This is a genomic window from sulfur-oxidizing endosymbiont of Gigantopelta aegis, assembly GCF_016097415.1.
Classification (GTDB): domain Bacteria; phylum Pseudomonadota; class Gammaproteobacteria; order GRL18; family GRL18; genus GRL18.
In genome coordinates, this window is the sequence record NZ_JAEHGE010000001.1 from 1,738,111 (window position 1) to 1,762,710 (window position 24,600).

Consider the following 24,600-nt stretch of genomic DNA (forward strand, 5'->3'; position numbering starts at 1 on the left):
AAAAATACTAGGGGAAACCCTGATGTTGCTCTCATTAAGTCTAGGAATGACCCCTGAAAACTTGGTTTTTTACGAAAAAAAATACTTGTTTAGACAGGTGGTTTACTATTTCAATGAATATATAATGCAGACAGTAAGAATTGAGCACGGATATATAAATTTTTACTGATAAATTTTTAATGTAAATGGACCTGACTGAAGTGAGTAATACTTCAGTCTTAAGAATTATAATAAGGGACTCTATCAATGATGTTTAATAAACTGTCTGCGCCTGCGTGCGTGAAAAACCTACCGGCAAAAATCCTCGGCTTGTCTTTATTAGCCTTACCCTTTTCTGTTATGGCGGGTCAATATACAGCGCCACTCAATGACTTTAGCTTTTCTGCAACGGGTCCATTAGGCTTGGGGCGTGCATTAGTTGCTGATGCGACGAATAATGGTTATCAGATGGTGGATTCAAATTTAGCCATTGTTGCTTCTACTACGATACCTTCTAATGTTGTTATTAATTATATTGCTGATGTGGCGATTGTAAACGGTATCTTAACGACCACGCTTACCGCCGATGCCGTGGTTACTTTACATTTTGATGTAGTGATTACTGATATCGATCCACTATATGATTATTTTGGTAAACTACCCGGTGAGGCTTATACTTTTCCCGGTATTACCGTAACAGGTAATTTTATTTATGATGCGACCACTTCTTCCTTTGTCTTTGATGCTGCTGGCACCAATGTAACGACTGATTTAATTGGCGTGAGTTTGGCACTTGGGGTTGATGTTAATGGTGTAGATGCTGCACTACAACCTGTTACCACAGCTGACCCTAATTATCTGGACATGATCAAATTTAATAGCAATGAATTTCTCAATGCTTTTTCTAATATCAATATTACCTTAAACAATGGTGTGTTAACGCATGACCTGACCTTTGTGCCAGCATTATTGTCTGGTGGTATTCAGGATGCTTATCTTGATCCTGCCTTTAGCTTATTAATGGTGCCTGATACAACAACGGGAACAACGAATAATAGTATTATTCTCAACAATACCTTTGATGCAAGCTTTGATGCTTGGTATGGCGTGAGTGGTGGTTTGGTTGCTATTGATGATTTTTCTGTCAGCACCAATAGCTTGTTAAGTTATAATCGTAGTAGTTTATTTTCTGGTTTTGCCTTGGATGCTAAAAGCTTACTACAAAGTAATCAGCAATATACACTTGAGGCTGATGTCTTTGTGACTGGCGCTAATGATGGTAAGTTTATGCCACGGGTAAAATCTCGCACTGGTGCGAAAACAACCTATACTTTAATGGGGCGTGAAATATTAACACCAGGTGTTTGGCATCGTGTGTCCATGCCGTTTTCTATGCCTGATGTTTCTCAAGCGAGTTTAGTTGAGTTGCAATTAAATGGTATTTTAGCTTCGGCAAATTTTTATGTAGATAACTTACAAATATTGGGTGCTGCACCTGCGACTAATACCGGAACCGGTACTACGACAGGCACAGGTACAGGTACAGGTACAGGTACAGGTACAGGTACAGGTACAGGTACAGGTACAGGTACAGGTACAGGTACAGGTACAGGTACAGGTACAGGTACAGGTACAGGTACAGGTACAGGTACAGGTACAGGTACAGGTACAGATACAGGTACAGGTACAGGTACAGGTACAGGTACAGGTACAGGTACAACGACCACTCCCAGTGCTTTTATCTTGAATGATGATTATGAAACTGGACAACAAGGTTGGACTAAAATAGGAGGTGTTGTTTCAATTGCCGCGACAGGTCAGGCCAGTGCTTCTAGCATACAACAGACTAACCGTACTAGTTCAATGCATGGTTTAGTTAAAAGTGTCAAGGGGAGTGTGGCTTCTAATACGACCTATATTCTTGATGCCGATGTCTTTCTGCCTGGCACAACTTCTGCAAACTTAATTGCTGAAATTAAATCCAGAGTCGGTGCAAAAAATATTCTGACTCGTGTCGGTAAACGTAGTATACAACCGGGCAGTTGGAATCATATTACCTTTGAAGTAACTCTACCTAATATCGATGGTGCGAGTATCGTTGATCTGAAGTTTTATGGTATTGCCTCTAAACGTGATTTTAGCTTAGACAATGTACAGCTAATTGCCAAGTAAGGTTCTTTATATATAAAACCGTAGGGTGGGCAGATGAAGCTATGCTCACCCTACAGTCACTGCCCACCCGTTAGTTCTCTTTAACGGCTACTTTCAAGCGCCTCTGAAATAATTTTTATTAACATTTCATCTTTCTTCCCACTACAAAAATTATCCCACATCCTATCTGTCCACATAGAAGCATCATAACGAATAGTGACCCGAGCAAGAAACTGATTCACCTGAATCTGCTCAATACCCTTCATTTCATCAATAAACTGTTGAGTGGTGATTCGATTAAACGGTGCAAGCGTTAAAAGCTGTTGCATCAAAGGCAGACTGCGTAAAGAAAAACGTAATTTTATTTGTCCGGGTGAGTTTTTAAGGATCTTTAGACTACGACCCACCTCAAGAAATTGTGTAATGGCATCCATGCATTGATTCGCTATTGGTAAGTGTAAGTTAAAAATTAGGGACAGATCAAATAAGCCCATTTATCTTTACACTTGTAGGATGTGGTGAGTGCAACGAACCGCATCAAAAACGTTTGTTTAAAGCCATTGATGCGGTTCGTTCCTCACCACATCCTACATTTGAAGTGCAAATCAGGTTGATCGGTTCCAAAAATTAGTTAGTGCCCATCCGTAAATAGGTTTTTTATATAAATAATCGTAGGGTGGGCATGGCTTTATCTGCCCACGCTGACTCAAGCGCTTATTATGTACACTTTCAGCGTGGGCACAAAAAGCGTGCCCACCCTACGGCCAAAATTATCAAATAATTCTAGAATAAACGGATGGACACTAGTTAAAAAATATCAGTGCGGCCACTTTTCGATATTCACTGGTTAAAATATTAAAAGTGCGTGATGCAGCCCCAATATCCATAAAATCGATAGAAAGCGCTTTGCTGGCAATAAATTGTAAAATGGCCTTATCAGGGAAACGAGATGTATTGCCTGTGCCAATTAAGTAAATATCGGCATCGTATTGACTGAGTTTCTCAACACATTGCTCATCAAAATCTGCAAAACTGGCAGGAAACATTTCAGAACCCATTAATTCATTATACACCTTATCTTTGTAAATCAAGGTGCTGATATTAATTTCCAATATGGCATCAGCAGCATTATTAGAGTGAATGTTGGCACCGGGTTTAACCAGTTTGGCACTGTGATCATCATAAGAATGAAAGGAATAGGCATTTTCTATGTTTTCAAGTTGTAGCATTTTAGATTTATCCTGATTTACCTATAATAAAAAAGTAATTCTAGGGGAATTTTGCTAAAATATCAGCCTAAAATTTCTTATTTTCGATGCTTTACACTGAATATTAAAAAAAATCACTAAAAAGTGCCTTTTGAGATTGACAGAAACCCTCGGGATAAGTATTTTGACCTATTTTAAAACAAACAAGAATGACCAATCGGTCATTTCTTATAATGCTTGATGAGGCAATATTTTGAACGACGATTTTCAGCGGATTAAACGTTTACCCCCTTATGTTTTCAACATTGTCAATGAATTGAAAGCAAAAGCGCGAGCCCGAGGTGAAGACATTATTGATTTTGGTATGGGCAATCCTGATCAGCCAACACCGAAACATATCGTCGATAAAATGGTTGAAGCCACACAGCGTAATGATACCCATCGTTATTCCATGTCTCGTGGTGTGCCACGCCTGCGTAAAGCGATATGTGATTGGTATAAACGTAGCTATGATGTGGACTTAGATCCTGAGTCAGAAGCCATTGTTACCATTGGTTCTAAAGAAGGGCTGGCACATTTGGCCTTAGCCACTGTAGGTCCGGGTGATGCGGTTCTAGTGCCTAATCCATCTTATCCGATTCATCCCTATGGGTTTGTTATTGCGGGTGCGGATATCCGTCATGTGCCTATGACACCGGATTTAGATTTCTTTTCCGAATTAGAAAAAGCCATTAAAAACTCCTGGCCGAAGCCAAAAATGCTGGTGTTGAACTTCCCCGGCAATCCCACTACCCAATGTGTGGAACTGGAATTTTTTGAAAAAGTGGTCAAAATTGCCCGTGAGCATAATATTTGGATTGTTCATGATATTGCCTATGCCGAAATCGTTTTTGATGGTTATAAAGCGCCATCAATTCTACAAGTACCCGGTGCAAAAGACATTGCCGTTGAGTTCTACTCATTGTCAAAAACCTATAATATGCCCGGCTGGCGGGTTGGTTTTATGTGTGGCAACCCCACTTTAGTAGCAGCCTTGACCCGTATGAAGTCCTATCTTGATTATGGTATGTTTACGCCCATTCAAGTGGCTGCCATCCATGCTTTAGATGGCCCTCAGGATTGTGTCAAAGATATCTGTAATATGTATCAGGCTCGTCGCGATGTACTCTGCGCCGGTCTGGATTCAATCGGCTGGGTTGTGGAAACACCCAAGGCCACCATGTTTGTCTGGGCGCCCATTCCAGAAGAATACAAGGCAATGGGCTCTTTGGAATTTTCCAAAAAGTTACTCACTGACGCCAAAGTCGCTGTTTCACCGGGCATTGGTTTCGGCGAATACGGTGATGATCATGTGCGTTTTAGCCTGATTGAAAATGAACACCGCACCCGTCAGGCATTGCGATGCTTGAAAGAAATGTTTAAAAAAGACGGTGTGGGCGCGTTTAAAGTCTAAGCTTTTAGATAAATTTTAGTTAATTTAAGCGCAGGCTTTGCTATAATGCCTGCGCAAAAAGAACAAACGATACAAAAAATAATATGGAGAATCTTTTGGAACCAGTTAAGGTAGGCTTATTAGGTTTAGGCACTGTCGGTGGCGGTACAGTCAATGTTTTACGACGTAATGGCGAAGAAATATCTCGTCGTGCCGGACGTGGCATTATTGTAACTCATGCATCCGCTAGAGATATTAACAAGCCTCGTATTTGCCAAACAGACGGCATTAAATTAACTCAGAATCCCCTTGATGTTGTCACTGATCCAGAAGTGTCCATTGTGGTTGAATTAATCGGTGGTGATACTCTGGCACGTGAGTTAGTGTTGACTGCAATTGCCAATGGCAAGCACGTCGTCACTGCCAACAAAGCCCTGATAGCAAAGCATGGTAACGAAATATTCTCTGCTGCTCAAAAGCAGGGTGTGATGGTTGCTTTTGAAGCAGCAGTTGCCGGTGGTATCCCAATTATTAAAGCGATTCGTGAGGGTCTGGCGGGCAATCAAATTGAATGGCTGGCCGGTATCATCAATGGTACGGGCAACTTCATTTTGACCGAAATGCGCGACAAGCAACGTGATTTTGACTCGGTGTTAGCCGAAGCACAGCGTCTGGGTTATGCCGAAGCTGATCCCACTTTTGATGTTGAGGGTATCGATGCGGCGCATAAGCTGACTATTTTGGCCTCTATTGCCTTTGGTATTCCGCTACAATTTGAAAAAACTTATACCGAAGGTATCAGTAAAATTACTGGAGAAGATGTTGATTTTGCCAGTGAACTGGGCTTCACCATTAAACATCTAGGCTTGTCACGTCGTACTGAGAAGGGTGTTGAATTGCGTGTGCATCCAACGCTAATACCCAAGCGTCGTTTAATTGCCAATGTCGATGGTGTCATGAATGCCGTATTGGTTAAAGGTGATGCTGTTGGACCGACACTTTATTATGGTGCTGGTGCAGGTGCAGAACCTACGGCCTCTGCAGTTGTCGGTGATATTGTCGATGTGGTAAGGGTACTAACCTCCGATCCAGAAAATCGTGTGCCGCATCTGGCTTTCCAGCCTGAGTCATTATCCGATTTACCGATCTTAAGTATTGATGAAGTAGAAACTGCTTATTATCTGCGTATTTCAGCTTCGGATAAAGCCGGTGTATTAGCGAATATCACCACTATTCTTGCTGACAACGACATTAGTATTGATTCTATGTTACAAAAAGAACATAAGTCAGATACTGATAAGGCAACGATCATTATCATCACGCATACTACAATAGAAAAGAATATGAATAAGGCTTTAGCCAAAATCAATTCTTTCGATGCAATTGATAGTGAAGTGGTTCGAATTCGTTTAGAACACTTGGATGCCGATTAAACCTCAACGCTCCATCCGCTTTATCATACCGGGTCTCATCGATCCGGTATCTTGCTTAGACCAATTACCTATTAGCGATCTACCAGCACTGCCGGTATTTTCTAAAATGCTCTCCCGTGGTCAAATGCAGATCCCTGATGCCCTCAATAATGATCCCAACAACCTATACCAATGCCTATTCACTAATATAAGTAATAACATAGATAATAGTGCTTCCTCTTCCTCTTCCCCTTTTTTTAGAAGGGGGACTGAGGGGCTTGCAAGCCTAAGCTATTACTTTGATATAAAATCACTAACAGATGCAGAGCGTAAACTTTGCAATGTGAGCCTAGAATCCCTCGCCAATGATGCCCAACAAGGTAAATGGATCATGCGAGCCGACCCCTGTTTTCTGGCCGCTGATAGAGACCAGCTGGTGCTAGCACAATGCGGCTCTTTTGAGCTAAGGCTATCAGATGCACAGGCATTGGCAGATGAAATTAATCAATTTTTTCAGGGCTATAGTGAAGAAAATTTTTGGACATTAAAAGTCACCTCGCCAGAACGCTGGTATATCATTTCAGAGCGACCACTGACAATTCAATCCATACCACCGGAAAATGTCCTTGGCCAAGCCATCAGAGATTATTTGTTTAGTCATAAAAAATTTATCGAGCAGGGTACTAGCAATAAAAAAGATGCTAGCCACTGCCTAACTTTGTTCAATGAATTTCAAATGATCTTACACCAAAGTGAGATAAACAAAAAACGACTTGCAGATAAAAAAATACCGATCAATAGTCTCTGGTTTTGGGGTGGGGGAGAGTTAAATGATTATACGCAAGATAGCGATAGCGACGTATCTCGTGGCACACAGACAGAAGATACCATTGTCTATTCCCAACACGCATTGGTAAAAAGTTGGGCAGAAATTAATAACCAGAAACATCTTGATTTAGCAGATGATTTTTTATTAAACGCCTACCAGCCACATATAGAACAGCTCCAAACAATTTATGTGATCGACGATTTTATGCGCGCAATACGCAATAAAGATATCTTCACCTGGGTTGGATTATTAGAACAATTCGAAAAAAATTACCTTGAACCCTTAAGTAAAGAATTAAAGTCGGGCAATATATCTCAAATTGAGATTATCTCTCCAACAGGTAAACAGTTGGTGATAAATAAACGCTCGCTTAATCGTTGGTGGAAAAAAATATATCCGTATCATGTCTTATTTTGAATACTAGTTGTTATTATTTAATAACTATTTTAAAGAGTAATAAAGAGAAAAACATGAAGAGCATACTATTTATAATCGTATTATTGTACGGCCAGTTTGTATCAGCCGCATTACCACCCAGATATCAAAATGCTAATGATTTAGATGTCATGGTGTCATTTATAAACACTCACCCCGCTGTGGCTTCATCATTAGATTTCATTGATTTTAGAAATAAGACGGTCATTTACAATGTTGACTGTAAGGCGGTTTTTGGGCGTAAGGTGAGTTTTAAGTTGCCTGGCTGGGTTGGCCCTGCCGAACCACTTGAATTTAAGCATTCAAGTTGTGATGTTGACGATTAAAAATCTAAGCAGCAAAATGATCTAATAAGTCGTTCAAATAAGTAAACTGTTTTTCAATGTCACTTTCCATTTTTAATAAACGTAACTTACTATTACCATCTAATTTATACAGCACTGATTTGGTCTGAATGAGATTAATGATCTTCATGGGATCAATATTGGGCTTGTCACTGAAAACAATGCGACCGCCATTGTCACTATAATCAATGCTTAAAATATCCAATGGTGTGGCTTTGAGTTTGAGTGAGGTGACGGCAAATAAATTCTTAATTTGATCCGTGAGTAAACCAAAGCGGTCAATCATTTCTACTTGAATGTCTCTTAGTGCCATGTCATCAGGGGCATTAGATATGCGTTTATACATGACCAGGCGGGTATGAATGTCGGGTAAATAATCATCAGGAATGAGTGCTGGAATGTGCAGGTCAATTTCAGTGCCATGATGGGCTGCGGTTTCTAGTTCGGGATCTTTGCCTTCTTTTAATGATTTAACCGCGCGTTCTAATAAATCAGTATAAAGAGTAAAGCCTATTTCATGAATTTGACCACTTTGATCTTCACCTAATAATTCACCTGAACCACGTATTTCCAAATCATGGTTGGCCAGCGTGAAGCCAGCACCGAGATCTTCAATGGACTCAATGGCTTCAAGACGCTTAATGGCATCTGCGGTCATGAGTTTCTTTTCCGGTACGGTGAGATAGGCATAAGCCTTGTGGTGAGAGCGTCCAACACGACCGCGCAATTGATAAAGTTGTGCCAGACCAAAGCGATCGGCACGTTCAATGACAATGGTATTGGCCGTTGGGATATCAATGCCGGTTTCAATAATGGTAGTACAGACTAAGATATTAAAGCGTTGATGATAAAAGTCACTCATAATGCGTTCGAGGTCTTTTTCACGCATTTGGCCATGCGCCACATCGACTTTTGCATCGGGAATTAACTCGGCAAGTTCACGGGCTTTTTTGTCAATGGTTTTGACATTATTGTGCAGGACAAATATTTGACCACCACGCATAATCTCACGCTGACAGGCCTCTTTAATGGTTTCGTTGCTCCATTGTTGTACAAAGGTCTTAATGGAGAGGCGACGTGCAGGGGGCGTAGCAATAATGGAAAAGTCGCGAATGCCCGCCAGCGACATATTTAAGGTTCTGGGAATCGGTGTGGCCGTCATGGTCAGAATATCGACTTTGCTGCGTAATTTTTTAAAGCGATCTTTTTGGCGTACCCCGAAACGATGTTCTTCGTCGATGATCACCATGCCTAATTGTTTGTATTTGATGCTATCTTGAAGCAATTTATGTGTGCCAATCACAATGTCTACTATGCCATCGGCGACGCCTTTGAGGATAATATCCTGTTCTTTTTTTGTTTGAAAGCGTGATAAGCCTGCCACTTTAATGGGCCATTCGGCAAATCGACTTTGAAAGTTTTCTGCATGTTGCTGACTGAGCAGAGTGGTCGGGACTAGGATTGCTACTTGTTTGCCACCACTGACGGCAAGAAACGCAGCGCGCATAGCCACTTCAGTTTTACCAAAACCCACATCACCACAGATCAGTCTGTCCATTGGTTTTGGACCGCTCATATCGGCAATCACATTCTCAATGGCGGTTTGCTGATCGGGAGTTTCTTCAAAAGGGAACTCACCGGCAAAGGCACGGTATTGTTGTTCTTCATAGCGATAAACAAAACCTTGTTGTGCCTCACGCTGAGCATAAATTTCTAATAATTCAGCAGCGACATCACGAATTTTTTCCCGTGCTTTGCGCTTGGCTTTTTCCCATTGTCCACTACCGAGTTTATGTAGGGGGGCTGTGTCAGGATTTGAGCCGGTATAGCGACTAATCAGATGTAAGGAAGCAACGGGCACATAGAGCTTGTCACCACCAGCATATTCTAAGGCGAGAAACTCAGTAGTTTCATCACCCAGGGTAATGGTTTCTAATCCTAAATAGCGACCCACACCATTATCTTCATGGACAACTGGCGCACCCACTTTAAGCTCTGCCAGCGTATTGATAATGGCATCATTGTCCTGGCTCTTACCTTTGCGGCGTCGACGTTGCATGACCTGTTGGCCATATAATTGCGCTTCACTGATGAGAATAATGTCATCAAGTTGTAAGCCCTCGTCAAGCGGTGCAATACAGATCCCCATCGCTTTGTCGGAGTGCTGAAATTCATGCCAGTTGGCAAAGTTTTTGGGGTATATTTTATAGGGCTTAAATAATTCTAATAGGGTTTCCCGACGACCTGCTGTTTCGGCACAAAACAAAATACGTTGTTGGTTTTCTTTGGCGCTCTGGATATATTGTATGAGTTTGTCCAGTGCGGTTTCTATTTGTGTGGCTGTTTGTGTGGCAATGCCTAAGGGTGGTGGCTTGTCACTGGCAAAATTAAAGACCCCGGCTTTTTGTTGAAACTCAAAACTCTGGCAAATAATACGTGGATAATTTTTTAATTGGGCAAATAATTCATCGGTTTTAAGAAACAATTGCTGTGCTTGGAGAATGGGACGAGTCACATTATGCCGATATTGCTCATAGCGTTGTTCGGTGTCATGAATAAATTGATCGGTGACGCTTTCAAGATCGGTAAAATTAACAATAATGCTTTGTTCAGGTAAAAAATCAAACAGCGTTGTCGTGTGCTCATAAAACAAGGGGAGATAATATTCGATCCCGGCAGGTGAGATGCCCTGACCGATTTCATTGTAAATCACACTATCAGTGAGTTCGCCGCCTAATAGCTTGCGATATTGTTCCCGGAATAATTCAATGCTGGCCTTGTCTAAAGGAAACTCACGGGCGGGCATCATATTGATGGCATCAACCGTATCAATAGAACGCTGGGTTTTGATGTCGAAGGTTTTAATGCTGTCGATTTCATCGTCAAACAAGTCCAGACGATAGGGGAGTGTACTGCCCATGGGAAACAGATCAATAATACTCCCACGTACCGCAAATTCTCCGTGTTCATAGACATTGGCGACACAAAGATAGCCGCGCTTTTCGAGATCACGGCGAAATTGAGCAATATCCAGTGTCATGCCCGTATTGAGTAGCAGGGTATTGTTGTTAATATAATCCAGTGGCATTAAACGGTGCATGAGTGTGTTTAATGGCACGATTAAAATGCCTTGCTTGAGCCTGGGTAAATGGTAGAGCGTTGCTAAACGTTCAGAAATAATATCTTGATGGGGAGAAAACTGATCATAGGCCAGTGTTTCCCAGTCAGGTAGAGTCAGTATTTCTAGGTCAGGTTTATTCTGCTTTGAGCTATCTAAAAAGAAAGATAATTCTTGACGAAGTTTTTGCGCTGAGGGCATATCGGAAGTGATCAGGGCAATGAACTGTCCTGATTGCTGAGCCAATTGACTGATAGCCAGTGTCAGGGCGCTGCCATAGAGCTTGCCCCAATGACTTTTCATGCCGGGCTTATTAACGAATTCGGGGCTGATCGGGGAGTAAAGTTTATCCATATCTCTTGAGGCTTTAATTTTAGAAGAGCAATTATAAAGAATCTTCTGCTACTTTTGTAGGCTTGTTAGGGTGTTTATTTCAGTTAGGCCAATAATTAATGCATTTTAAGGGTTTTTTTAAAAAGAGCGCTTAGGTATAATTAGCCTCCCGAATAAATGAATTAGCTAGGATGTGGGCAATACAGTATGAATTTTATTGAAACACGTGGTAATGATGGTCAATATCCATTGGAAGTGAGCTTTTCTTCAGCGATTTTGTCACCTATTGCTTCGTTTGGCGGTATTTATGTGCCTGAATTCTTGCCTGAGTTAGGGACTGAGTTTTTACAAAAGCATATTAACTCCAGTTATAAGACCCTTGCTAAAGATGTGCTAGCTGCTTTTGAAATTGACATCGATGCCGATGTTATTGATGACGCACTGAGTCTCTATGATGAATTTGACGATGCGACTAATCCTGTGCCACTGGTGCGAGTGAAAGATGATCTCTATGTGAGCGAGCTTTATCATGGCCCGACTCGCGCTTTTAAAGATATGGCATTACAACCCTTCGGTGTTGTGCTGTCGTCTCTGGCGCAAAAACGAAATGAAAATTATCTGATTATGGCAGCAACCAGTGGTGACACTGGTCCAGCCGCCTTGGAAACGTTTAAAAATCGTGCCAATGTACAAGTGGCTTGTTTGTATCCTGATGGTGGCACTTCAGATGTGCAGCGTTTGCAAATGGTGACTGAAGATGCAAAAAATGTAAAGGTAATCGGTATTCATGGAGACTTTGACGATGCGCAAAATGCCTTGAAACGTCTTTTAGGTTCAGCGACATTTAAAGCCCAATTAAAAGCAAAAAACATCCATTTATCAGCAGCAAATTCAGTGAATTTTGGGCGTATTATTTTTCAATTGATTTATCATATTTACAGTTATCTTGAATTAGTGCGTCAGAATGTGATTGTCTCAGGTGATAAGGTTTATCTGGATGTGCCTAGTGGTAATTTTGGTAATGCCCTAGGTGGTTATTATGCGATGAAAATGGGCTTGCCCATCGAGAAAATTCTAATTGCATCAAATAAGAACAATGTTTTGACACAATTGATTAAACAGGGTAAGTATGACCTGCGTGATATGGCTGTCGTATCCACCAGTTCACCGGCTATGGATATTTTAAAGTCATCGAATGTTGAACGAATTTTATATGATATGTTTGGTGCTGAACGTACAAAAGAACTTATGTCGCAATTGGATAATGAAAATCACTATGAGCTGACTGCTACTGAACTCTCACAGTTTCAAAGTATTTTTGCTGCGGATTTCTGTGAAGATGATGAAGGCAAGCAATACATTAAAGATGTTTTTGCTGATGGTTATTTGATGGATCCACATACTGCAACGTGTTTTAAAGCCTATAATACCTGTCGAGATAAATCGTTGACTACAATTGCGTATTCTACCGCAGAGTGGACCAAGTTTTCGCCCACGATTGCCAATGCCTTAACCGGTGAAGAAGGAGCATCTGATATTGATGCCTTACAAGCGATTGCTAAAAAAGCAGGAATTTCTATACCACGGGTTATTAGTGAGCTATTTGATAAAGAAATAGCGCAAAAAACCATTATTGATAAGCAAGATATTGAAAAAGAAATCCTAGCGTTCCTATAAGGCATTTCGCTTTTTTCTTCCTCCCCTTTCTTTAGACAAGCCGATAAATAAAGGTGTTGATAAATGCGATAAATTAAGCTATTATTCTTGTAAAATCAACATTTAAGGGGATATCTAAATGGATAAAATATCTTCTGATATAAAACAACCAAGAATTCCAGTTGAAATTAACGATATTCAGGTTAATTTTTGCAAAAATCCATTGTGCCAAAATTATGGTGTTCCTGCCAGCACAGAAAGCCAAGTTAAACTCCATAAATCACAAAAAGACTGCTACAAATTATCAAGTGGTAGTCGAAAGCCAGTTACTAAACTGATTTGCAAGTCTTGTAATGAGTTATTCCCAGTTAAGAGCAATCAAGGAATTTGGGATGAATTACAGCGAATTGAAGAATATTTAAAAGAAACTCCAGAGGTGTCATGCCCTGATAATTCATGTAAAAATAATCTCATTAGTATTAAGTTAGGAAAAGAATTTTACCAGTCTTTTGGGAAAACAAAATCAGGTTCTAGTCGTTATCGATGCAAGTCTTGTAAGAAAACATTTTCAGTTAAACAATCTACAACTGGTCAAAAACAGCCTCATAAAAACAATCTTATTTTCAAACTTCTAATGAATAAATCCCCTTTAAGGCGAATCTGTGAAGTTGCTGATGTTGGTATGGCGACTGTTTATGCAAAAATTGATTTTCTGCATAAACAGTGCATGACCTTTGTATCAGAAAGAGAACAGAGGTTAATTAAAAGCAATATAAAGCGACTTTATGTTAGCGTGGATAGACAGGAATATATTGTTAATTGGACAAGACGAGAAGATAAACGAAATATTAAACTTTCAGCAATCGGTAGTGCTGACAATGAAACGGGCTACGTATTTCAAATGAATTTAAACTATGATCCTTGTATTAGCCCTATTGAAATAGAAGAAAATGCTTTATCTGTTAATGATTATAATGCCCAATACGCCTATCGAAAACATGCAAGATTCTGGTTGAATGGTGATTATAAAGAGAGTGTGAAAAATTCAAGATCCAAAAAGACAAATGGATCATCTTTAAGTGCCGATATATCAGCAACATACAAGGATGCAATTTCTCGTGATGATATAGAAGAATCAGAAGCTCTCTATCAAGTACAAAAATTGCCTCAAAATGGAATGCAGATCCATTCTGAATATACGATGTATGGACATTTCTTTTTATACATAAATTGTTCAGTGGTGTTGAAAAAATCAGATTCTTTTTAGATCAAGATTCTGGAATGAGAGCAACCTGCTTAACAGCTTTCCATAACGAAATAAAAAATAGAAGCTGTGATGCTTTTTATGTTCGAATAACAAAGGATTTAACTGTTGATGAAAAGCGGAGAACTTTAAATGATTCCAGGAACTATTTTTCAGATCAGCAAAAAAGAACACCCTGATTTATCAAAAAATAAAATAAAATTAAAAATAATAAAAGATCGATTAGAAAACATGCAGGAAATTGGAAACTGGAAAGATAAATGGCTTTTACACCCTTTTCCTAATATGTCTGAACCAGAAAAAGCGATTTGTTATCTTACTGATTATGGTGACTATGATGAAGACCATCAGGCATGGTTATATAACAAAGCCTCCATGCATGGGATTGATAATTTTTTATGCAGGTTAGACGTAGATTATCATTATTAGAGCGAGTTATTTCATCTGCCAGCAGTTCTGGCAGAAGGTGGTATGGGTATTCTGCTTACAACCCAAAGAACATTGTTAAGTTACTCGATATATTCCGAGTTTATTATAATTATTGTATTGCAGGAAAAGACAAAAAACACCCGCTATGCGTTTAGGTCTGGCAAAAGGCATTGTTAGTCCAGAAGACATCATTTATTTTTCACCTAATTAACTATGAGCCATTATGAATAAAACAATTTTCAAACAACTTAAGAAAGACAAAGGTAACTGGCTCAATGAAACAGAAGTACGCCAGGGATGGATAAAGATTATTGGTGATGCTTTAAATATTCCTTTTCAAATGGAGAGGCAAAGAGTTGATGCCAGTTATAACAGAGTTATTATTGAATTTAAGGATAAGGGCTTATTTAATGGCAGTACTTCCAGTTCTGCATTTAAAAATGCGGTGTTTGATCGCTTAAAAAAATATATCCCGACTCGTGCTAAACTCGAATCCCTCGACAATGAGGATTATATTGGAATAGTTACCGATGCAGAGCATATTGCATTTGCACGGTACAGCCGAGGAAAAATAGTTCATGATGCATTATTACCATTAAGTGAATCCAGTGTATCTTTGATAGTTAAGGCTCTGACTGATTGTAAATGGGTTCCTGTTACATCAGAAAATCTAATCACTGATTTTGGTCATAGTTCTGATGCTGGCTGTAATATGTTACAGGCTTTATCTGACGCATTATCAGAGCGACTGGAAAAGAAAAATAATAATAAAATAAAAATGATCTTTGAAGAGTGGAAAGCTCTTTATGGACAAACATCAAATCTTTCCATCAGCCAAGTGAATGGGATTCTTGATAATATTGGATTTCAAGTCAATTTCTCTGAACAAAAAAGTCTGAAGAATTGAAGATCCCTGTTGCACTTTTTGTCATACATACTTACAACTCTCTTTTGATAAAAATTCTTGGTGCAGAAGTTGTTGCCGAACATGCACTAACCACTTATAAAGGATTTATCAGAGAAACAGTCAGCCTTGATGGTCAATTATTAATTGACCGAATGGAATATGAAATTGAACAGGGTAATTTCTTTTCTGGTGCTGGAATAAATGGGTTTGGAGAAGAAGTTATTTTCAGTTGGTATCTTGATGTTGCAAGATTGAAACAACATCAAGCCAAAATAATTGATGGATTAAAAGGTATTTTGCTTTCATTCTCCATGTATAGAGCGGATAAATTAACTTCCGCACGTTCAAAAGATGTTCTTAAGTCGTTTTATCAAGATCTCGTGCCAAATGAGCTACGAAAAGTCTGGGTGAAGTTTATACACCAGAATGGTTGGTTGAAGTCACTCTGGATAGAATCAATGTAAAAAATTTTTTAACTCAACGATTTCTTGATCCAACATGTGGTTCAGCTTCTTTCTTACTGGCTTTAATCAGGAAAATAAAAATACAAGCAACAGATGATGGGTGGGGTGATTTAGAAGTGTTAAAACACATCATAAACAATGTCTGGGGCTTTGATTTAAATCCTTTAGCAGTCCAGACTGCCCGAGTGAATATATTAATCGCTATTTCTGATTTATTAGACAATAATAACAAAGGAACAGATATAGAAATACCGATTCTTTTAGCGGATGCAGTGTATTCCCCAGCTCGAAATCCTAAAAAAGATGAATTGATTGTCTCTTATAAAATTGGTAGTGAAGTAGCCGATCTTGAAATTTTATTGCCTTCAGAATTGGCTTTTGATAGAAGTCGTTTAGATTCCGTATTTTTACTAATGGATAATTTAGTTTCAAAAAGTACTCAGTGGCGTGAGACACAAAAAAAAAATTAATACAAAAAAATTAATTACATCCAATGAAATGAAAGAATGGAGATCACCACTCAAGCATACTTATGAAAAAATTCTGGATTTACATGAAAGAAACTGGAATGGTATCTGGTTTCTATAGTGCGTAATTTCTTCTGGTCTGCTATTGCAGGAAAGTTTGATGTGGTTGTTGGTAATCCACCTTGGGTCAGATGGTCAAAATTACCCGAATTATACCGTGAACGTATAAAGCCAACCTGTGATCATTATGGAATTTTCTCAAAAACAAAATTTCATGGTGGAAATGAACTTGATATATCAGGAATGATCACCTATACCGTTGCAGATAAATGGCTCAAAGATGAAGACGGAATTTTAGCATTTGTTATCACGCAAACTCATTTTCAATCACCATCTTCAGCAGGTTTTCGATCATTTTATATCGGAAATAATCAGATCATTCAACCTGTAGGGATTGATGATCTAAAAGCTTTAAAGCCATTTCCTGATGCAGCCAATAAAACAGCTATTTTTATTGCTAAAAAATGCAAAGGTAACACAATAAAATATCCTATACCCTATGCTATATGGGAAGCGGCTAAAGGAAATAAAAAGCAATCCCTGCTCACCTCACAAAACAAGAAGCTCTTGATTCAGTTGACATTGATAAGTGTGAGGCAACCCCTGTTACGGGAGGTGATTCACCATGGGCTATTACACCGAAAGGTGGTTTTAAAGCATTTAAAAGATCACTGGTGCAAGCACTTGGGTTAACGGCAGAAAAGGAGTAACCACAGAATTAAATGGTATTTATTTTGTAAAAATTATTGATACAAATAAAAATAATAATTTGGTGCAAATTAAAACCTGCCCTGACTTTGGAAGAAATGAAAAGTAAAACCAGCAAGAAAGTTTTGGATAGAACCTGATTTTCTATATCCTTTAGTTAAGGGGGCTGGAGATATACAGGAATGTTATGTCTCAATCAAAAAAGATTTATATGTACTGGTGCCTAATAAGGGGATCACAAAACAGTTATTAGAAGATTGTGAAAATGACATGGAAGACAAACCAAAGTGTGAAGGATTTTTTAGCACCTATCAAGACCAGCTTATTTTAAGATCAACATATAGCAAACGAATGACAGAACACGCACCTTATTTCTGTATTTCAAATGTTGGCAGTTATACTTTCGCACCATTTAAAGTGGTATGGCCTGAACAGCCTGGCAATAAATCATTTAGAGCGGCAGTCATTACAAAAGGTAACGATCCTATCAGTGGTCAAAAAGTTTTTGTTCCCGACCACAAATTGTTTTTTGTTGATTTTTATGATTCAGAGCCAGCCTATTATCTTTGTGGTTTACTAAACAGCTCTACAGTACAAGCTTTTATTGATAGTCATAATATTTCAATTCAAGTGGGTAATGTGTTTAAACACATGAATTTACCAGAATTTGATGCAGATAATAAGAAACATAAAGAGTTATCAGCATTAAGTGAAGTAGCACATAATGAAGATAACAAAATCAAAAGACAAGCATTGTTAAAAACTATTTCTAAACTTGGAAATTCATTACTTTGAGCAAATATGGGTGTTTTTATACAAAAATATCAACACCTTTGTTTATCGGCTTGTTCTTTAGAAGGGGGATTGATGGGGTTGGGCTGTAGGGTGGGCACGCTTTTTGTGCCCACGCTGAAAGTGTACATAATAAGCGCTTGAGTCAGCGTGGGCAGATAAAGCCATGCCCACCCTACGGTTCTTTATATAAAAAACCTATTGACGGATGGGCACTAATTTGGAATTAAAGGAAATTTTACTGGCTGACCTGCCATCGCTTTTGATAAACCATAAATACCCAACATAACAAAAGTACTGTGTACACAGGTTAGATAGGTAATAATAATCGTCCAAGTGATTGCCGCACTCGTGGTACTGAAGAAATAAAATATCACTGCAATTATAACGATAAAAATCCCTGCTAAAATACTGGCGATCAAGGTTTGTCGCAAGTGGATATAGGCAATTGATTGAGGTTGTTTGGCATGTTTTCTAAATAAATAGAATAATGCTAAAAATGGTATAACCGGAATTAGTAATAAATTAGCCAGAAACAAAGCCTCTGCTAAGATAGCGACATTACTAGAGCTGTCGGTGCTCTTTGCTTTAACAGAATCTGTTTTAACGGTATCTGCTTCGGAGGTATTAGTTGTAGGTGCTGTGGTTGTCATTATAAAATATCCAAAACGCTTTCTGGTGGGCGGCCTAAAGCATATTTATTGTCAGCGCTAATAACAATAGGACGCTCGATTAATTTAGGGTGTTTCACCATTGCTGCAATCAGCTGATCATCACTCAAGGAGTCGTCAGCTAGATTGTGTTCCTTGTATTCTGCTTCGCCTTTACGCATCAATTCTCTCGGGCTTTTTCCCAATGCATTTAGGATAGACTTTAATTCACTTTCTGTTGGCGGGGTTTTTAAATATTCGATAATTTCCGGTTTAATTCCTTTATCTTCCAAAATTTGTAATGTCTGACGAGACTTGGAACAACGTGGATTATGGTATATTTTGGTGCTCATTTTTATGCCTAAAGTATGAAATTTAACGGGTATGGAAAACTATATCAAAGAGTTTCTATAAAAGCACCATAAATATCACACATATATAGCAACAAGCTAGCTTTAGCCCTCTCTAAATAAGTGCTTATCCTAATGTTCAAAACAAACATTTCAAGTTAAAATCCTCTATGTGTCAGATGAGAAAAATAATAACAAAAAGAGAATATCGATGAATAGCGTGGAATGCTTAGCCAGAGAAACAAAAAACACCCGTAATAGTCATCAAAAACGTAAAAGTCAGTGGCTGTTATTTCCTGAAGAAAAGCCCGCAGCACGCATTAGACTGTTTTGTTTTCCCTATGCGGGTGGTGGGGCACATATTTATTTTCCCTGGCAAGCGCAATTGCCGGATTGGATAGAAGTCTGTGCTATTCAATTGCCGGGTCGTGGTATGCGTTTTGCTGATAGCCCTTATAGTCATCACCAGCCTATTGTTGAACAAGTATTTGATGTGATTAAGGACTACATGGACAAGCCTTATGCAATTTTTGGTCATAGCATGGGGGCTTTATTAGCTTATGAATTAGCTCAGACAATAGCGCAAAGTGCATTAGCCAATCCCGAACATTTATTTATTTCAGGTCGCCGAGCAATGCATCTTCAATCATCCAGCAAAGCTATTTATGACTTGCCTGATAAAGAATTAATGACAGAATTACGTCAACTCAATGGTACTCCGGCTGAGGTTTTAGCAAATCAGGAATTAATGAATCTACTTTTACCCGTGTTGCGTGCTGATTTTAAGTTGTGTGATACCTATGAATACAATGAGCAATATAAGCCACTCAATATTAATATCACTACCTTTGAAGGTCAGCAAGATCATAAGGCTCAAGGTGAAAGAATGACAGCTTGGAAAGAACTCACTCATGGAAATGTGAGTTCAGTGAAGTTAGCCGGTGATCACTTTTTTATTCATTCCCAGGAAAAGCAATTACTGACATTGCTTAAAGATCAATTACAGACTTTTCTATAACTTTAATACTGCCTATAAAAGTAAACACTCGTTATGATAAAAGTGCCACGCTTTTAACTTGTGCGAATACTTGTTTCCCTGGCTTTAAGTCTAATAGTGCAGCCGATTTTAGTGTGATTCGGGCTAATAGTGGTGTGTCTTTTATTAGCAGGCGTAGCATAATTTGTGATGTGCCTTCGGACTCCATGTTTTCTATTATGGCTGGAAATATATTAAGAATACTGGTATCAGACTGATGTGCCAGTGTTAGACTGACATCCCGTGCCATGACCCGCAGACGGACTTTATGCTTAAGTTGTAAATCTTTTTCTGCAACGCTAAAGCGCCCACCATTAAAATCAAGATGAGTAAGATGATATTTTTTTTCATGCCCGGCAACGCTGGCATGAATTAACGAGGCGGCATTATCACCATGGGCTAAGGGCAAATCTAGGCGTGTGAGCATACTGCTGAGAGAGTCGGATGCCTTGACCTTTCCTGCATCAAGTAAAATAAGGTGATCGGCTAATCGAGCCACTTCATCTGGTGAGTGGCTGACATATAAGAGTGGTATATTGAGTTCATCATGCAAGGATTCGAGATAGGGCATGATTTCTTGTTTACGCTTATGATCCAGTGCCGATAAGGGTTCATCCATTAATAAAATGCTTGGGCTGGCTGCTAAGGCGCGAGCGATTGCTACACGCTGGCGTTCGCCGCCGGATAGTTGCTCGCTATTGCGATCCAATAATGGGCTGATATCTAATAACTCAATGGCTTGCTCTAATGAAACTGTTCGGTTCTCTTGTGCAACGCGTTTAAGACCATACTCAATATTTTGCCGTACATTTAAGTGTGCAAACAGGCTGGCTTCTTGAAAAACATAGCCTAAGGAACGTTGTTCTGGGGGCACAAATAATGAGCCATCTTGCCAGAGCTTTTGACCGATACGACAATAGTCATTATTGCTTTTTTCAAGTCCTGCAATGGCGCGTAGCAGGGTGGTTTTACCACAACCGGAATCACCATAAATGGCGGTCACACCATGATCAGGAATGTTCAGCTCAACATCAAGCTTAAAGTTTTTACGCTGTATATTAAAGCGGGCTTCAATACTCATGAGGGTGAAGCCACTGAAAATCGACGATTTAAAGCATAAACACTGAGTAGCATGATGAAGGATAAGACTAATAAGCCACCGGACAACCAATGTGCCTGTGAATATTCTAAGACTTCGACATGATCATAAATGGCAATGGATAATACCTGTGTTTGCCCCGGTATATTACCACCGATCATTAGCACTACACCGAATTCACCAATGGTATGGGCAAAGCCCAGTACCGCCGCTGTCAGGAAGCCGGGTCTGGCAAGTGGTACGGCAATGGTGAAAAAACGATCCAGTGGTGAGGCGCCAAGTGTTGCAGCAACTTCTAAGGGACGATTGCCAATAGCTTTAAAGGCACCTTGCAAGGGCTGAACAACAAAGGGCATTGAATAAAATACCGAGCCGATTACGAGTCCAGTGAAAGTGAAGGCCAGTGAGTTGCCCCCCAGTGCTTGCATAAGGCCACCAATGGGGCCATTAGGACCCAGTGCCATCAGTAAATAAAATCCCAAAACCGTCGGTGGTAAGACTAATGGCAGAGCGATAATGGCTTCGAGTAAGAATTTATAACGCCATTGTGAACGTGCTAACCACCAAGCCAGTGGCGTGCCAATAAGGAGTAAGATCAGCGTAGTGATCGTCGCTAGTTTAAAGGTGATCAGCAGGGCGCTAAAATCGGCTTCAGTGAGCATGAGCAGGTACTTTTTCTAGTGGCTTATGAGTGGTGTCATTTTCGAGGCTATAGCCAAAGCTACGAATAATTTTTTCTGCTTCAGGACTTTTAACGAATAGATAAAATTGTCTTGCTAAAGGATTATCTTTGAGTAAAACGGCTTGTTGCTTAATTGGTGTGTAATTGTTTTGTGGGACTAGCCAAAGAGAACCGCTGATGCTTCTATCAGGGTGTTTTAATTGCGAATAAGCAATGAGTCCTAATTGGGCGTTGGCAGTTTTTACAAACTGGTAAGTTTGACCAATGTTTTCACCACGGACAATACGTCCCTGCAATTGATTCCAGACACCGAGCTGTATTAATAATTGTTTAGCCGCTTTACCATAGGGTGCGAGTTTGGGATTAGCCATGGCAAGAAAACGAAAGTCCTGACTTTTAAGGATTTCTCCCTGCTGATCAATATAATTTGCTTGTGGACTCCACAATGCTAGCTTTCCAATCGCATAAGTAAAGCGAGAGTTTGCTATGGCCACTTTTTCATCGTCCAAAAGTTTTGCCCGGCGCTCATCGGCTGAGAAAAATAAGTCATAGGGTGCTCCATGCTTGATTTGGGCATAAAGTTTTCCTGTTGATGCGATAACAAGCGTTACTTTAGGTTTTGTTTTAGGCGTGTTTTTTTGAGTAGCGTGTTGTTGTTCAAAGAGTTGAGCAATTCGTTTTAACGGTTCACTGAAATTACTGGCGCTGGCAACGAGAATCTCAGCAGCAAATATTGACTGACTGCTGAGCAATAGTAGGTTATAAAAGAGGCATTTAATGATACGCAATTTCATGGCGCTATAAATTAAGTGGATTATCAGGATCTATATCATCCATAAAGGGTATATGACGATCATTGTGGGTGATTTGATAAATTAAACCCATCCAATTACCAATCACTTCTACCGCAGTATCATGCCAGGTAATATCTATATCAGCACTGATTAGTTTTTCGGGGAATTCCGGTAGCGGTAAATCTTGTTGTTTGGCGAGCATACAACGATAGCGGTACTCATTTAAAATGGCCTTGGCAAAAATACCCAGATAATTTTTTGGAAACGGAGGATATTCTGTTAGCTTATCTAATTCAAATTGACTTACTTCACGTTTGTATTCCTTGAGCAACGAGATGGTATCATATTCAGGATGCCCCTGAAATAGTACATGGCGAAAGCCATCGGGGCTGGTGGCTAGGTGTACGAAGCCAGCATCCGATTCAACGAGAATCTTTAGCTTTTGTTTGTTAAACTGTTCAGGAAATACCGCATTCCAACGCGAGTGAGGGACATCAAAACGAGTATTGATGTCACTGATCAGCGGGTGTTTAGTCTGAGTAATATGATGTGGAAAAACCCCCCATATTTTTTCTGCTTGTGGCTTACGTTTCTGACCATAGTGAAATTCCATAACGGCATGGGTTGCCAGACAGGAACACAAAGTAGAAGTGACATTGTCCCAAGCCCAGTCAATGACTTTAATCAGTGGTTCCCAGAAGGATTGATTGGCTAAATCAGGCCCGTTCACATTGGCACCGGTGATAATTAACGCATCAAGCCCCATTTTTTTGATGTTGTCAAAGCTTTCATAATATTGGCCAATGTAGTCACTGGCTTTTTCTGAGCGGGGAATTTCATCTAAGGTAAAAGGATGTACATAAAATTGTGCAATGGGATTACTTTCACCAATCAGTCGGAAAAACTGTCTTTCCGTGGCGCTGAGTGCCGCATCAGGCATCATATTCAGCAGACCAATATGTAACTCACGAATATCCTGATGCTGTGCTGTCGTGGGAGTAAGAATTTTGATTCCCTCATCACGCAAGCGGTCAAATGAAGGTAATTGATTGTGAGCAACTAATGGCATTGGTTAATCCATGATTCAAATTATTTTTCTGTACGTGCGATGGCACTTTCCAACAAGTGTAGAAAATCCTGCTGATCGCGTACTTGAGCAACTTCTTCTGATGTTACCGTATAACCATGGGGTTTGGCTATGGCTTCATAGCGTGGAATTCTAGAATGAAATAAGCGTGGAAATATCCATCGGGTAAACTCATCAGGTATCATTTGTGCGGCGTATTCCAGATTATTTTCTTTAAGATAAGCGGCTAACGCTTGTTGTAGAAAATCAGGGCGATAATACAGTGGCTTAGGGGCGCTTTGGGCACGCTTAATCAGTTTCTTTTCTTCGTCTTTATGCGTGACCTGAATATACAGAATTAAGGTATGTTCAACCAGAGTATCAATGACACGGGGATCATCTAGTTCACAAAGACTACCACCGACATCATTAACAAAATGTGGATAGCCATAGATATTTTGTGCCTTCTCGATAAAGCTAGGCACATCCAGCATTGCGGCTATTTCGCCTTCACGATAACAGGCCTGACGTTGAATAAAGTCTTCCAGCTCAACACCACCCAATTCAGGATTGCCTAATTTGCCAATATAACTTAACACCGGGCCAAGATCGTGAACTTTAATGTTGTTTTTTATGGATATCCAGTCATTTCGCAGTAATTCCTTTAAAAAGGGTACTTGCATGGCCTGCTGTTTGATCATATCCATGATCGGCTCATCAAGGTAGCGCGTACCGATACGGTAATCACCGGAAAAGTGAAACCATTGGGAATCTCTTAATAGGCTGGACAGATAGGTTTTACCTACGCCTGACATACCTAATAAGGTGACTTTTTTATTTTCCCATCGGCGGAATTCATCAATACTAAATCTCATCAGATACTCCAAATTTAGACGAGTGCATTATCCTTGATTTTGGCGCTCAGTGGAAGGCTT

24 protein-coding genes are annotated in these 24,600 nt (G+C 39.7%); 14 read left to right on the top strand and 10 right to left on the bottom strand.

Going from position 1 to position 24,600, the window contains the following annotated elements; genetic code table 11:
* Window positions 1-246: 246 nt before the first annotated feature.
* Window positions 247-2,151, top strand: a complete 1,905-nt coding sequence (locus tag JEU79_RS08765) for a carbohydrate binding domain-containing protein (RefSeq protein ID WP_198263809.1) — start codon at window positions 247-249, stop codon at window positions 2,149-2,151.
* A gap of 80 nt (window positions 2,152-2,231) precedes the next feature.
* Here the strand turns inward: JEU79_RS08765 and JEU79_RS08770 are convergent, their stop codons facing one another.
* Complete coding sequence (locus JEU79_RS08770; RefSeq protein ID WP_198263810.1) at window positions 2,232-2,564, bottom strand: hypothetical protein; 333 nt, start codon at window positions 2,562-2,564, stop codon at window positions 2,232-2,234.
* Window positions 2,565-2,933: 369 nt separating this feature from the next.
* Window positions 2,934-3,359 (bottom strand): MTH938/NDUFAF3 family protein, encoded by a 426-nt coding sequence (locus tag JEU79_RS08775; RefSeq protein ID WP_198263811.1) that lies wholly within the window; start codon window positions 3,357-3,359, stop codon window positions 2,934-2,936.
* 232 nt (window positions 3,360-3,591) lie between these two features.
* On the opposite strand from JEU79_RS08775, the gene alaC reads away from it, so the two are divergent.
* The 4 genes from alaC (at window position 3,592) to JEU79_RS08795 (ending at window position 7,772) form a co-directional block, all read left to right on the top strand.
* The gene (gene alaC / locus JEU79_RS08780; protein ID WP_198263812.1) at window positions 3,592-4,791 is read left to right on the top strand and encodes an alanine transaminase; all 1,200 of its coding nucleotides are present in this window, start codon (window positions 3,592-3,594) and stop codon (window positions 4,789-4,791) included.
* Window positions 4,792-4,886: 95 nt separating this feature from the next.
* Window positions 4,887-6,203 carry a homoserine dehydrogenase gene (locus JEU79_RS08785; RefSeq protein ID WP_198263813.1) on the top strand — a complete coding sequence of 439 codons (1,317 nt, stop codon included), beginning with the start codon at window positions 4,887-4,889 and terminating at the stop codon, window positions 6,201-6,203.
* A complete protein-coding gene (locus tag JEU79_RS08790) occupies window positions 6,193-7,428 on the top strand; it encodes a hypothetical protein (protein WP_198263814.1) in 1,236 nt (411 codons plus the stop codon). The genes JEU79_RS08785 and JEU79_RS08790 overlap by 11 nt, the downstream gene beginning before the upstream one ends.
* 53 nt (window positions 7,429-7,481) lie before the next feature.
* Window positions 7,482-7,772, top strand: coding sequence for a ssr3402 family protein (locus JEU79_RS08795; RefSeq protein WP_198263815.1), 291 nt, complete (start codon window positions 7,482-7,484; stop codon window positions 7,770-7,772).
* 4 nt (window positions 7,773-7,776) lie between these two features.
* Here JEU79_RS08795 and mfd read toward each other — a convergent pair whose 3' ends face one another.
* The gene (gene mfd / locus JEU79_RS08800; protein ID WP_198263816.1) at window positions 7,777-11,262 is read right to left on the bottom strand and encodes a transcription-repair coupling factor; all 3,486 of its coding nucleotides are present in this window, start codon (window positions 11,260-11,262) and stop codon (window positions 7,777-7,779) included.
* Between the two features lie 186 nt (window positions 11,263-11,448).
* On the opposite strand from mfd, the gene thrC reads away from it, so the two are divergent.
* The 8 genes from thrC to JEU79_RS08840 all read left to right on the top strand — a co-directional run bounded on the left by thrC (window position 11,449) and on the right by JEU79_RS08840 (window position 17,991).
* A complete protein-coding gene (thrC, locus tag JEU79_RS08805) occupies window positions 11,449-12,918 on the top strand; it encodes a threonine synthase (protein WP_198263817.1) in 1,470 nt (489 codons plus the stop codon).
* 118 nt (window positions 12,919-13,036) lie between these two features.
* Complete coding sequence (locus tag JEU79_RS08810) at window positions 13,037-14,164, top strand: IS1 family transposase (RefSeq protein ID WP_198263818.1); 1,128 nt, start codon at window positions 13,037-13,039, stop codon at window positions 14,162-14,164.
* Between the two features lie 129 nt (window positions 14,165-14,293).
* Window positions 14,294-14,590 carry a hypothetical protein gene (locus JEU79_RS08815; RefSeq protein ID WP_198263819.1) on the top strand — a complete coding sequence of 99 codons (297 nt, stop codon included), beginning with the start codon at window positions 14,294-14,296 and terminating at the stop codon, window positions 14,588-14,590.
* A 223-nt stretch (window positions 14,591-14,813) separates the two neighbouring features.
* Entirely contained in the window at window positions 14,814-15,497 is a 684-nt protein-coding gene (locus JEU79_RS08820) for a hypothetical protein (RefSeq protein ID WP_198263820.1), read from the top strand.
* Window positions 15,498-15,541: 44 nt separating this feature from the next.
* Window positions 15,542-15,961 (top strand): cupredoxin domain-containing protein, encoded by a 420-nt coding sequence (locus JEU79_RS08825; RefSeq protein ID WP_198262481.1) that lies wholly within the window; start codon window positions 15,542-15,544, stop codon window positions 15,959-15,961.
* Window positions 15,928-16,431 carry a DNA methyltransferase family protein gene (locus tag JEU79_RS08830; RefSeq protein WP_198263821.1) on the top strand — a complete coding sequence of 168 codons (504 nt, stop codon included), beginning with the start codon at window positions 15,928-15,930 and terminating at the stop codon, window positions 16,429-16,431. Before JEU79_RS08825 ends, JEU79_RS08830 begins: the two co-directional genes overlap by 34 nt.
* Before the next feature lie 117 nt (window positions 16,432-16,548).
* On the top strand, window positions 16,549-17,181 hold the full coding sequence (locus JEU79_RS08835; RefSeq protein WP_198263822.1) for an Eco57I restriction-modification methylase domain-containing protein: 633 nt from the start codon (window positions 16,549-16,551) through the stop codon (window positions 17,179-17,181).
* Between the two features lie 285 nt (window positions 17,182-17,466).
* Entirely contained in the window at window positions 17,467-17,991 is a 525-nt protein-coding gene (locus JEU79_RS08840) for a hypothetical protein (protein ID WP_198264586.1), read from the top strand.
* A gap of 212 nt (window positions 17,992-18,203) precedes the next feature.
* On the opposite strand, the gene JEU79_RS08845 is transcribed toward JEU79_RS08840, so the two are convergent.
* Window positions 18,204-18,641: a hypothetical protein gene (locus tag JEU79_RS08845; protein WP_198263823.1), complete on the bottom strand. Its 438-nt coding sequence runs from the start codon at window positions 18,639-18,641 to the stop codon at window positions 18,204-18,206.
* The gene (arsC, locus tag JEU79_RS08850) at window positions 18,641-18,991 is read right to left on the bottom strand and encodes an arsenate reductase (glutaredoxin) (RefSeq protein WP_198263824.1); all 351 of its coding nucleotides are present in this window, start codon (window positions 18,989-18,991) and stop codon (window positions 18,641-18,643) included. The genes JEU79_RS08845 and arsC overlap by 1 nt, the downstream gene beginning before the upstream one ends.
* A 208-nt stretch (window positions 18,992-19,199) precedes the next feature.
* On the opposite strand from arsC, the gene JEU79_RS08855 reads away from it, so the two are divergent.
* Window positions 19,200-20,006: a thioesterase II family protein gene (locus tag JEU79_RS08855; RefSeq protein ID WP_198263825.1), complete on the top strand. Its 807-nt coding sequence runs from the start codon at window positions 19,200-19,202 to the stop codon at window positions 20,004-20,006.
* Between the two features lie 31 nt (window positions 20,007-20,037).
* On the opposite strand, the gene modC is transcribed toward JEU79_RS08855, so the two are convergent.
* From modC to JEU79_RS08880, 5 genes are read right to left on the bottom strand one after another with little or no spacing between them, the layout of a single operon-like run.
* Window positions 20,038-21,105, bottom strand: coding sequence for a molybdenum ABC transporter ATP-binding protein (gene modC, locus JEU79_RS08860; RefSeq protein ID WP_198263826.1), 1,068 nt, complete (start codon window positions 21,103-21,105; stop codon window positions 20,038-20,040).
* Complete coding sequence (gene modB / locus JEU79_RS08865) at window positions 21,102-21,785, bottom strand: molybdate ABC transporter permease subunit (protein ID WP_198263827.1); 684 nt, start codon at window positions 21,783-21,785, stop codon at window positions 21,102-21,104. Before modB ends, modC begins: the two co-directional genes overlap by 4 nt.
* The gene (modA, locus tag JEU79_RS08870; protein WP_198263828.1) at window positions 21,775-22,599 is read right to left on the bottom strand and encodes a molybdate ABC transporter substrate-binding protein; all 825 of its coding nucleotides are present in this window, start codon (window positions 22,597-22,599) and stop codon (window positions 21,775-21,777) included. Before modA ends, modB begins: the two co-directional genes overlap by 11 nt.
* Window positions 22,600-22,603: 4 nt before the next feature.
* A complete protein-coding gene (gene metA, locus JEU79_RS08875; protein ID WP_198263829.1) occupies window positions 22,604-23,668 on the bottom strand; it encodes a homoserine O-succinyltransferase MetA in 1,065 nt (354 codons plus the stop codon).
* 20 nt (window positions 23,669-23,688) lie between these two features.
* Entirely contained in the window at window positions 23,689-24,540 is an 852-nt protein-coding gene (locus JEU79_RS08880) for an ATPase (RefSeq protein ID WP_198263830.1), read from the bottom strand.
* Between the last annotated feature and the right edge of the window lie 60 nt (window positions 24,541-24,600).

Excerpts from the sequence above, each read along its gene's own strand:
- JEU79_RS08765 (WP_198263809.1), top strand. The coding sequence starts at position 247 with ATGATGTTTAATAAACTGTCTGCGCCTGCGTGCGTGAAAAACCTACCG.
- JEU79_RS08770 (WP_198263810.1), bottom strand. The coding sequence starts at position 2,564 with ATGGATGCCATTACACAATTTCTTGAGGTGGGTCGTAGTCTAAAGATC.
- JEU79_RS08775 (WP_198263811.1), bottom strand. The coding sequence starts at position 3,359 with ATGCTACAACTTGAAAACATAGAAAATGCCTATTCCTTTCATTCTTAT.
- JEU79_RS08790 (WP_198263814.1), top strand. The coding sequence starts at position 6,193 with ATGCCGATTAAACCTCAACGCTCCATCCGCTTTATCATACCGGGTCTC.
- JEU79_RS08795 (WP_198263815.1), top strand. The coding sequence starts at position 7,482 with ATGAAGAGCATACTATTTATAATCGTATTATTGTACGGCCAGTTTGTA.
- mfd (WP_198263816.1), bottom strand. The coding sequence starts at position 11,262 with ATGGATAAACTTTACTCCCCGATCAGCCCCGAATTCGTTAATAAGCCC.
- thrC (WP_198263817.1), top strand. The coding sequence starts at position 11,449 with ATGAATTTTATTGAAACACGTGGTAATGATGGTCAATATCCATTGGAA.
- JEU79_RS08810 (WP_198263818.1), top strand. The coding sequence starts at position 13,037 with ATGGATAAAATATCTTCTGATATAAAACAACCAAGAATTCCAGTTGAA.
- JEU79_RS08815 (WP_198263819.1), top strand. The coding sequence starts at position 14,294 with ATGATTCCAGGAACTATTTTTCAGATCAGCAAAAAAGAACACCCTGAT.
- JEU79_RS08820 (WP_198263820.1), top strand. The coding sequence starts at position 14,814 with ATGAATAAAACAATTTTCAAACAACTTAAGAAAGACAAAGGTAACTGG.
- JEU79_RS08840 (WP_198264586.1), top strand. The coding sequence starts at position 17,467 with ATGGAAGACAAACCAAAGTGTGAAGGATTTTTTAGCACCTATCAAGAC.
- JEU79_RS08845 (WP_198263823.1), bottom strand. The coding sequence starts at position 18,641 with ATGACAACCACAGCACCTACAACTAATACCTCCGAAGCAGATACCGTT.
- arsC (WP_198263824.1), bottom strand. The coding sequence starts at position 18,991 with ATGAGCACCAAAATATACCATAATCCACGTTGTTCCAAGTCTCGTCAG.
- JEU79_RS08855 (WP_198263825.1), top strand. The coding sequence starts at position 19,200 with ATGAATAGCGTGGAATGCTTAGCCAGAGAAACAAAAAACACCCGTAAT.
- modC (WP_198263826.1), bottom strand. The coding sequence starts at position 21,105 with ATGAGTATTGAAGCCCGCTTTAATATACAGCGTAAAAACTTTAAGCTT.
- modB (WP_198263827.1), bottom strand. The coding sequence starts at position 21,785 with ATGCTCACTGAAGCCGATTTTAGCGCCCTGCTGATCACCTTTAAACTA.
- modA (WP_198263828.1), bottom strand. The coding sequence starts at position 22,599 with ATGAAATTGCGTATCATTAAATGCCTCTTTTATAACCTACTATTGCTC.
- metA (WP_198263829.1), bottom strand. The coding sequence starts at position 23,668 with ATGCCATTAGTTGCTCACAATCAATTACCTTCATTTGACCGCTTGCGT.
- JEU79_RS08880 (WP_198263830.1), bottom strand. The coding sequence starts at position 24,540 with ATGAGATTTAGTATTGATGAATTCCGCCGATGGGAAAATAAAAAAGTC.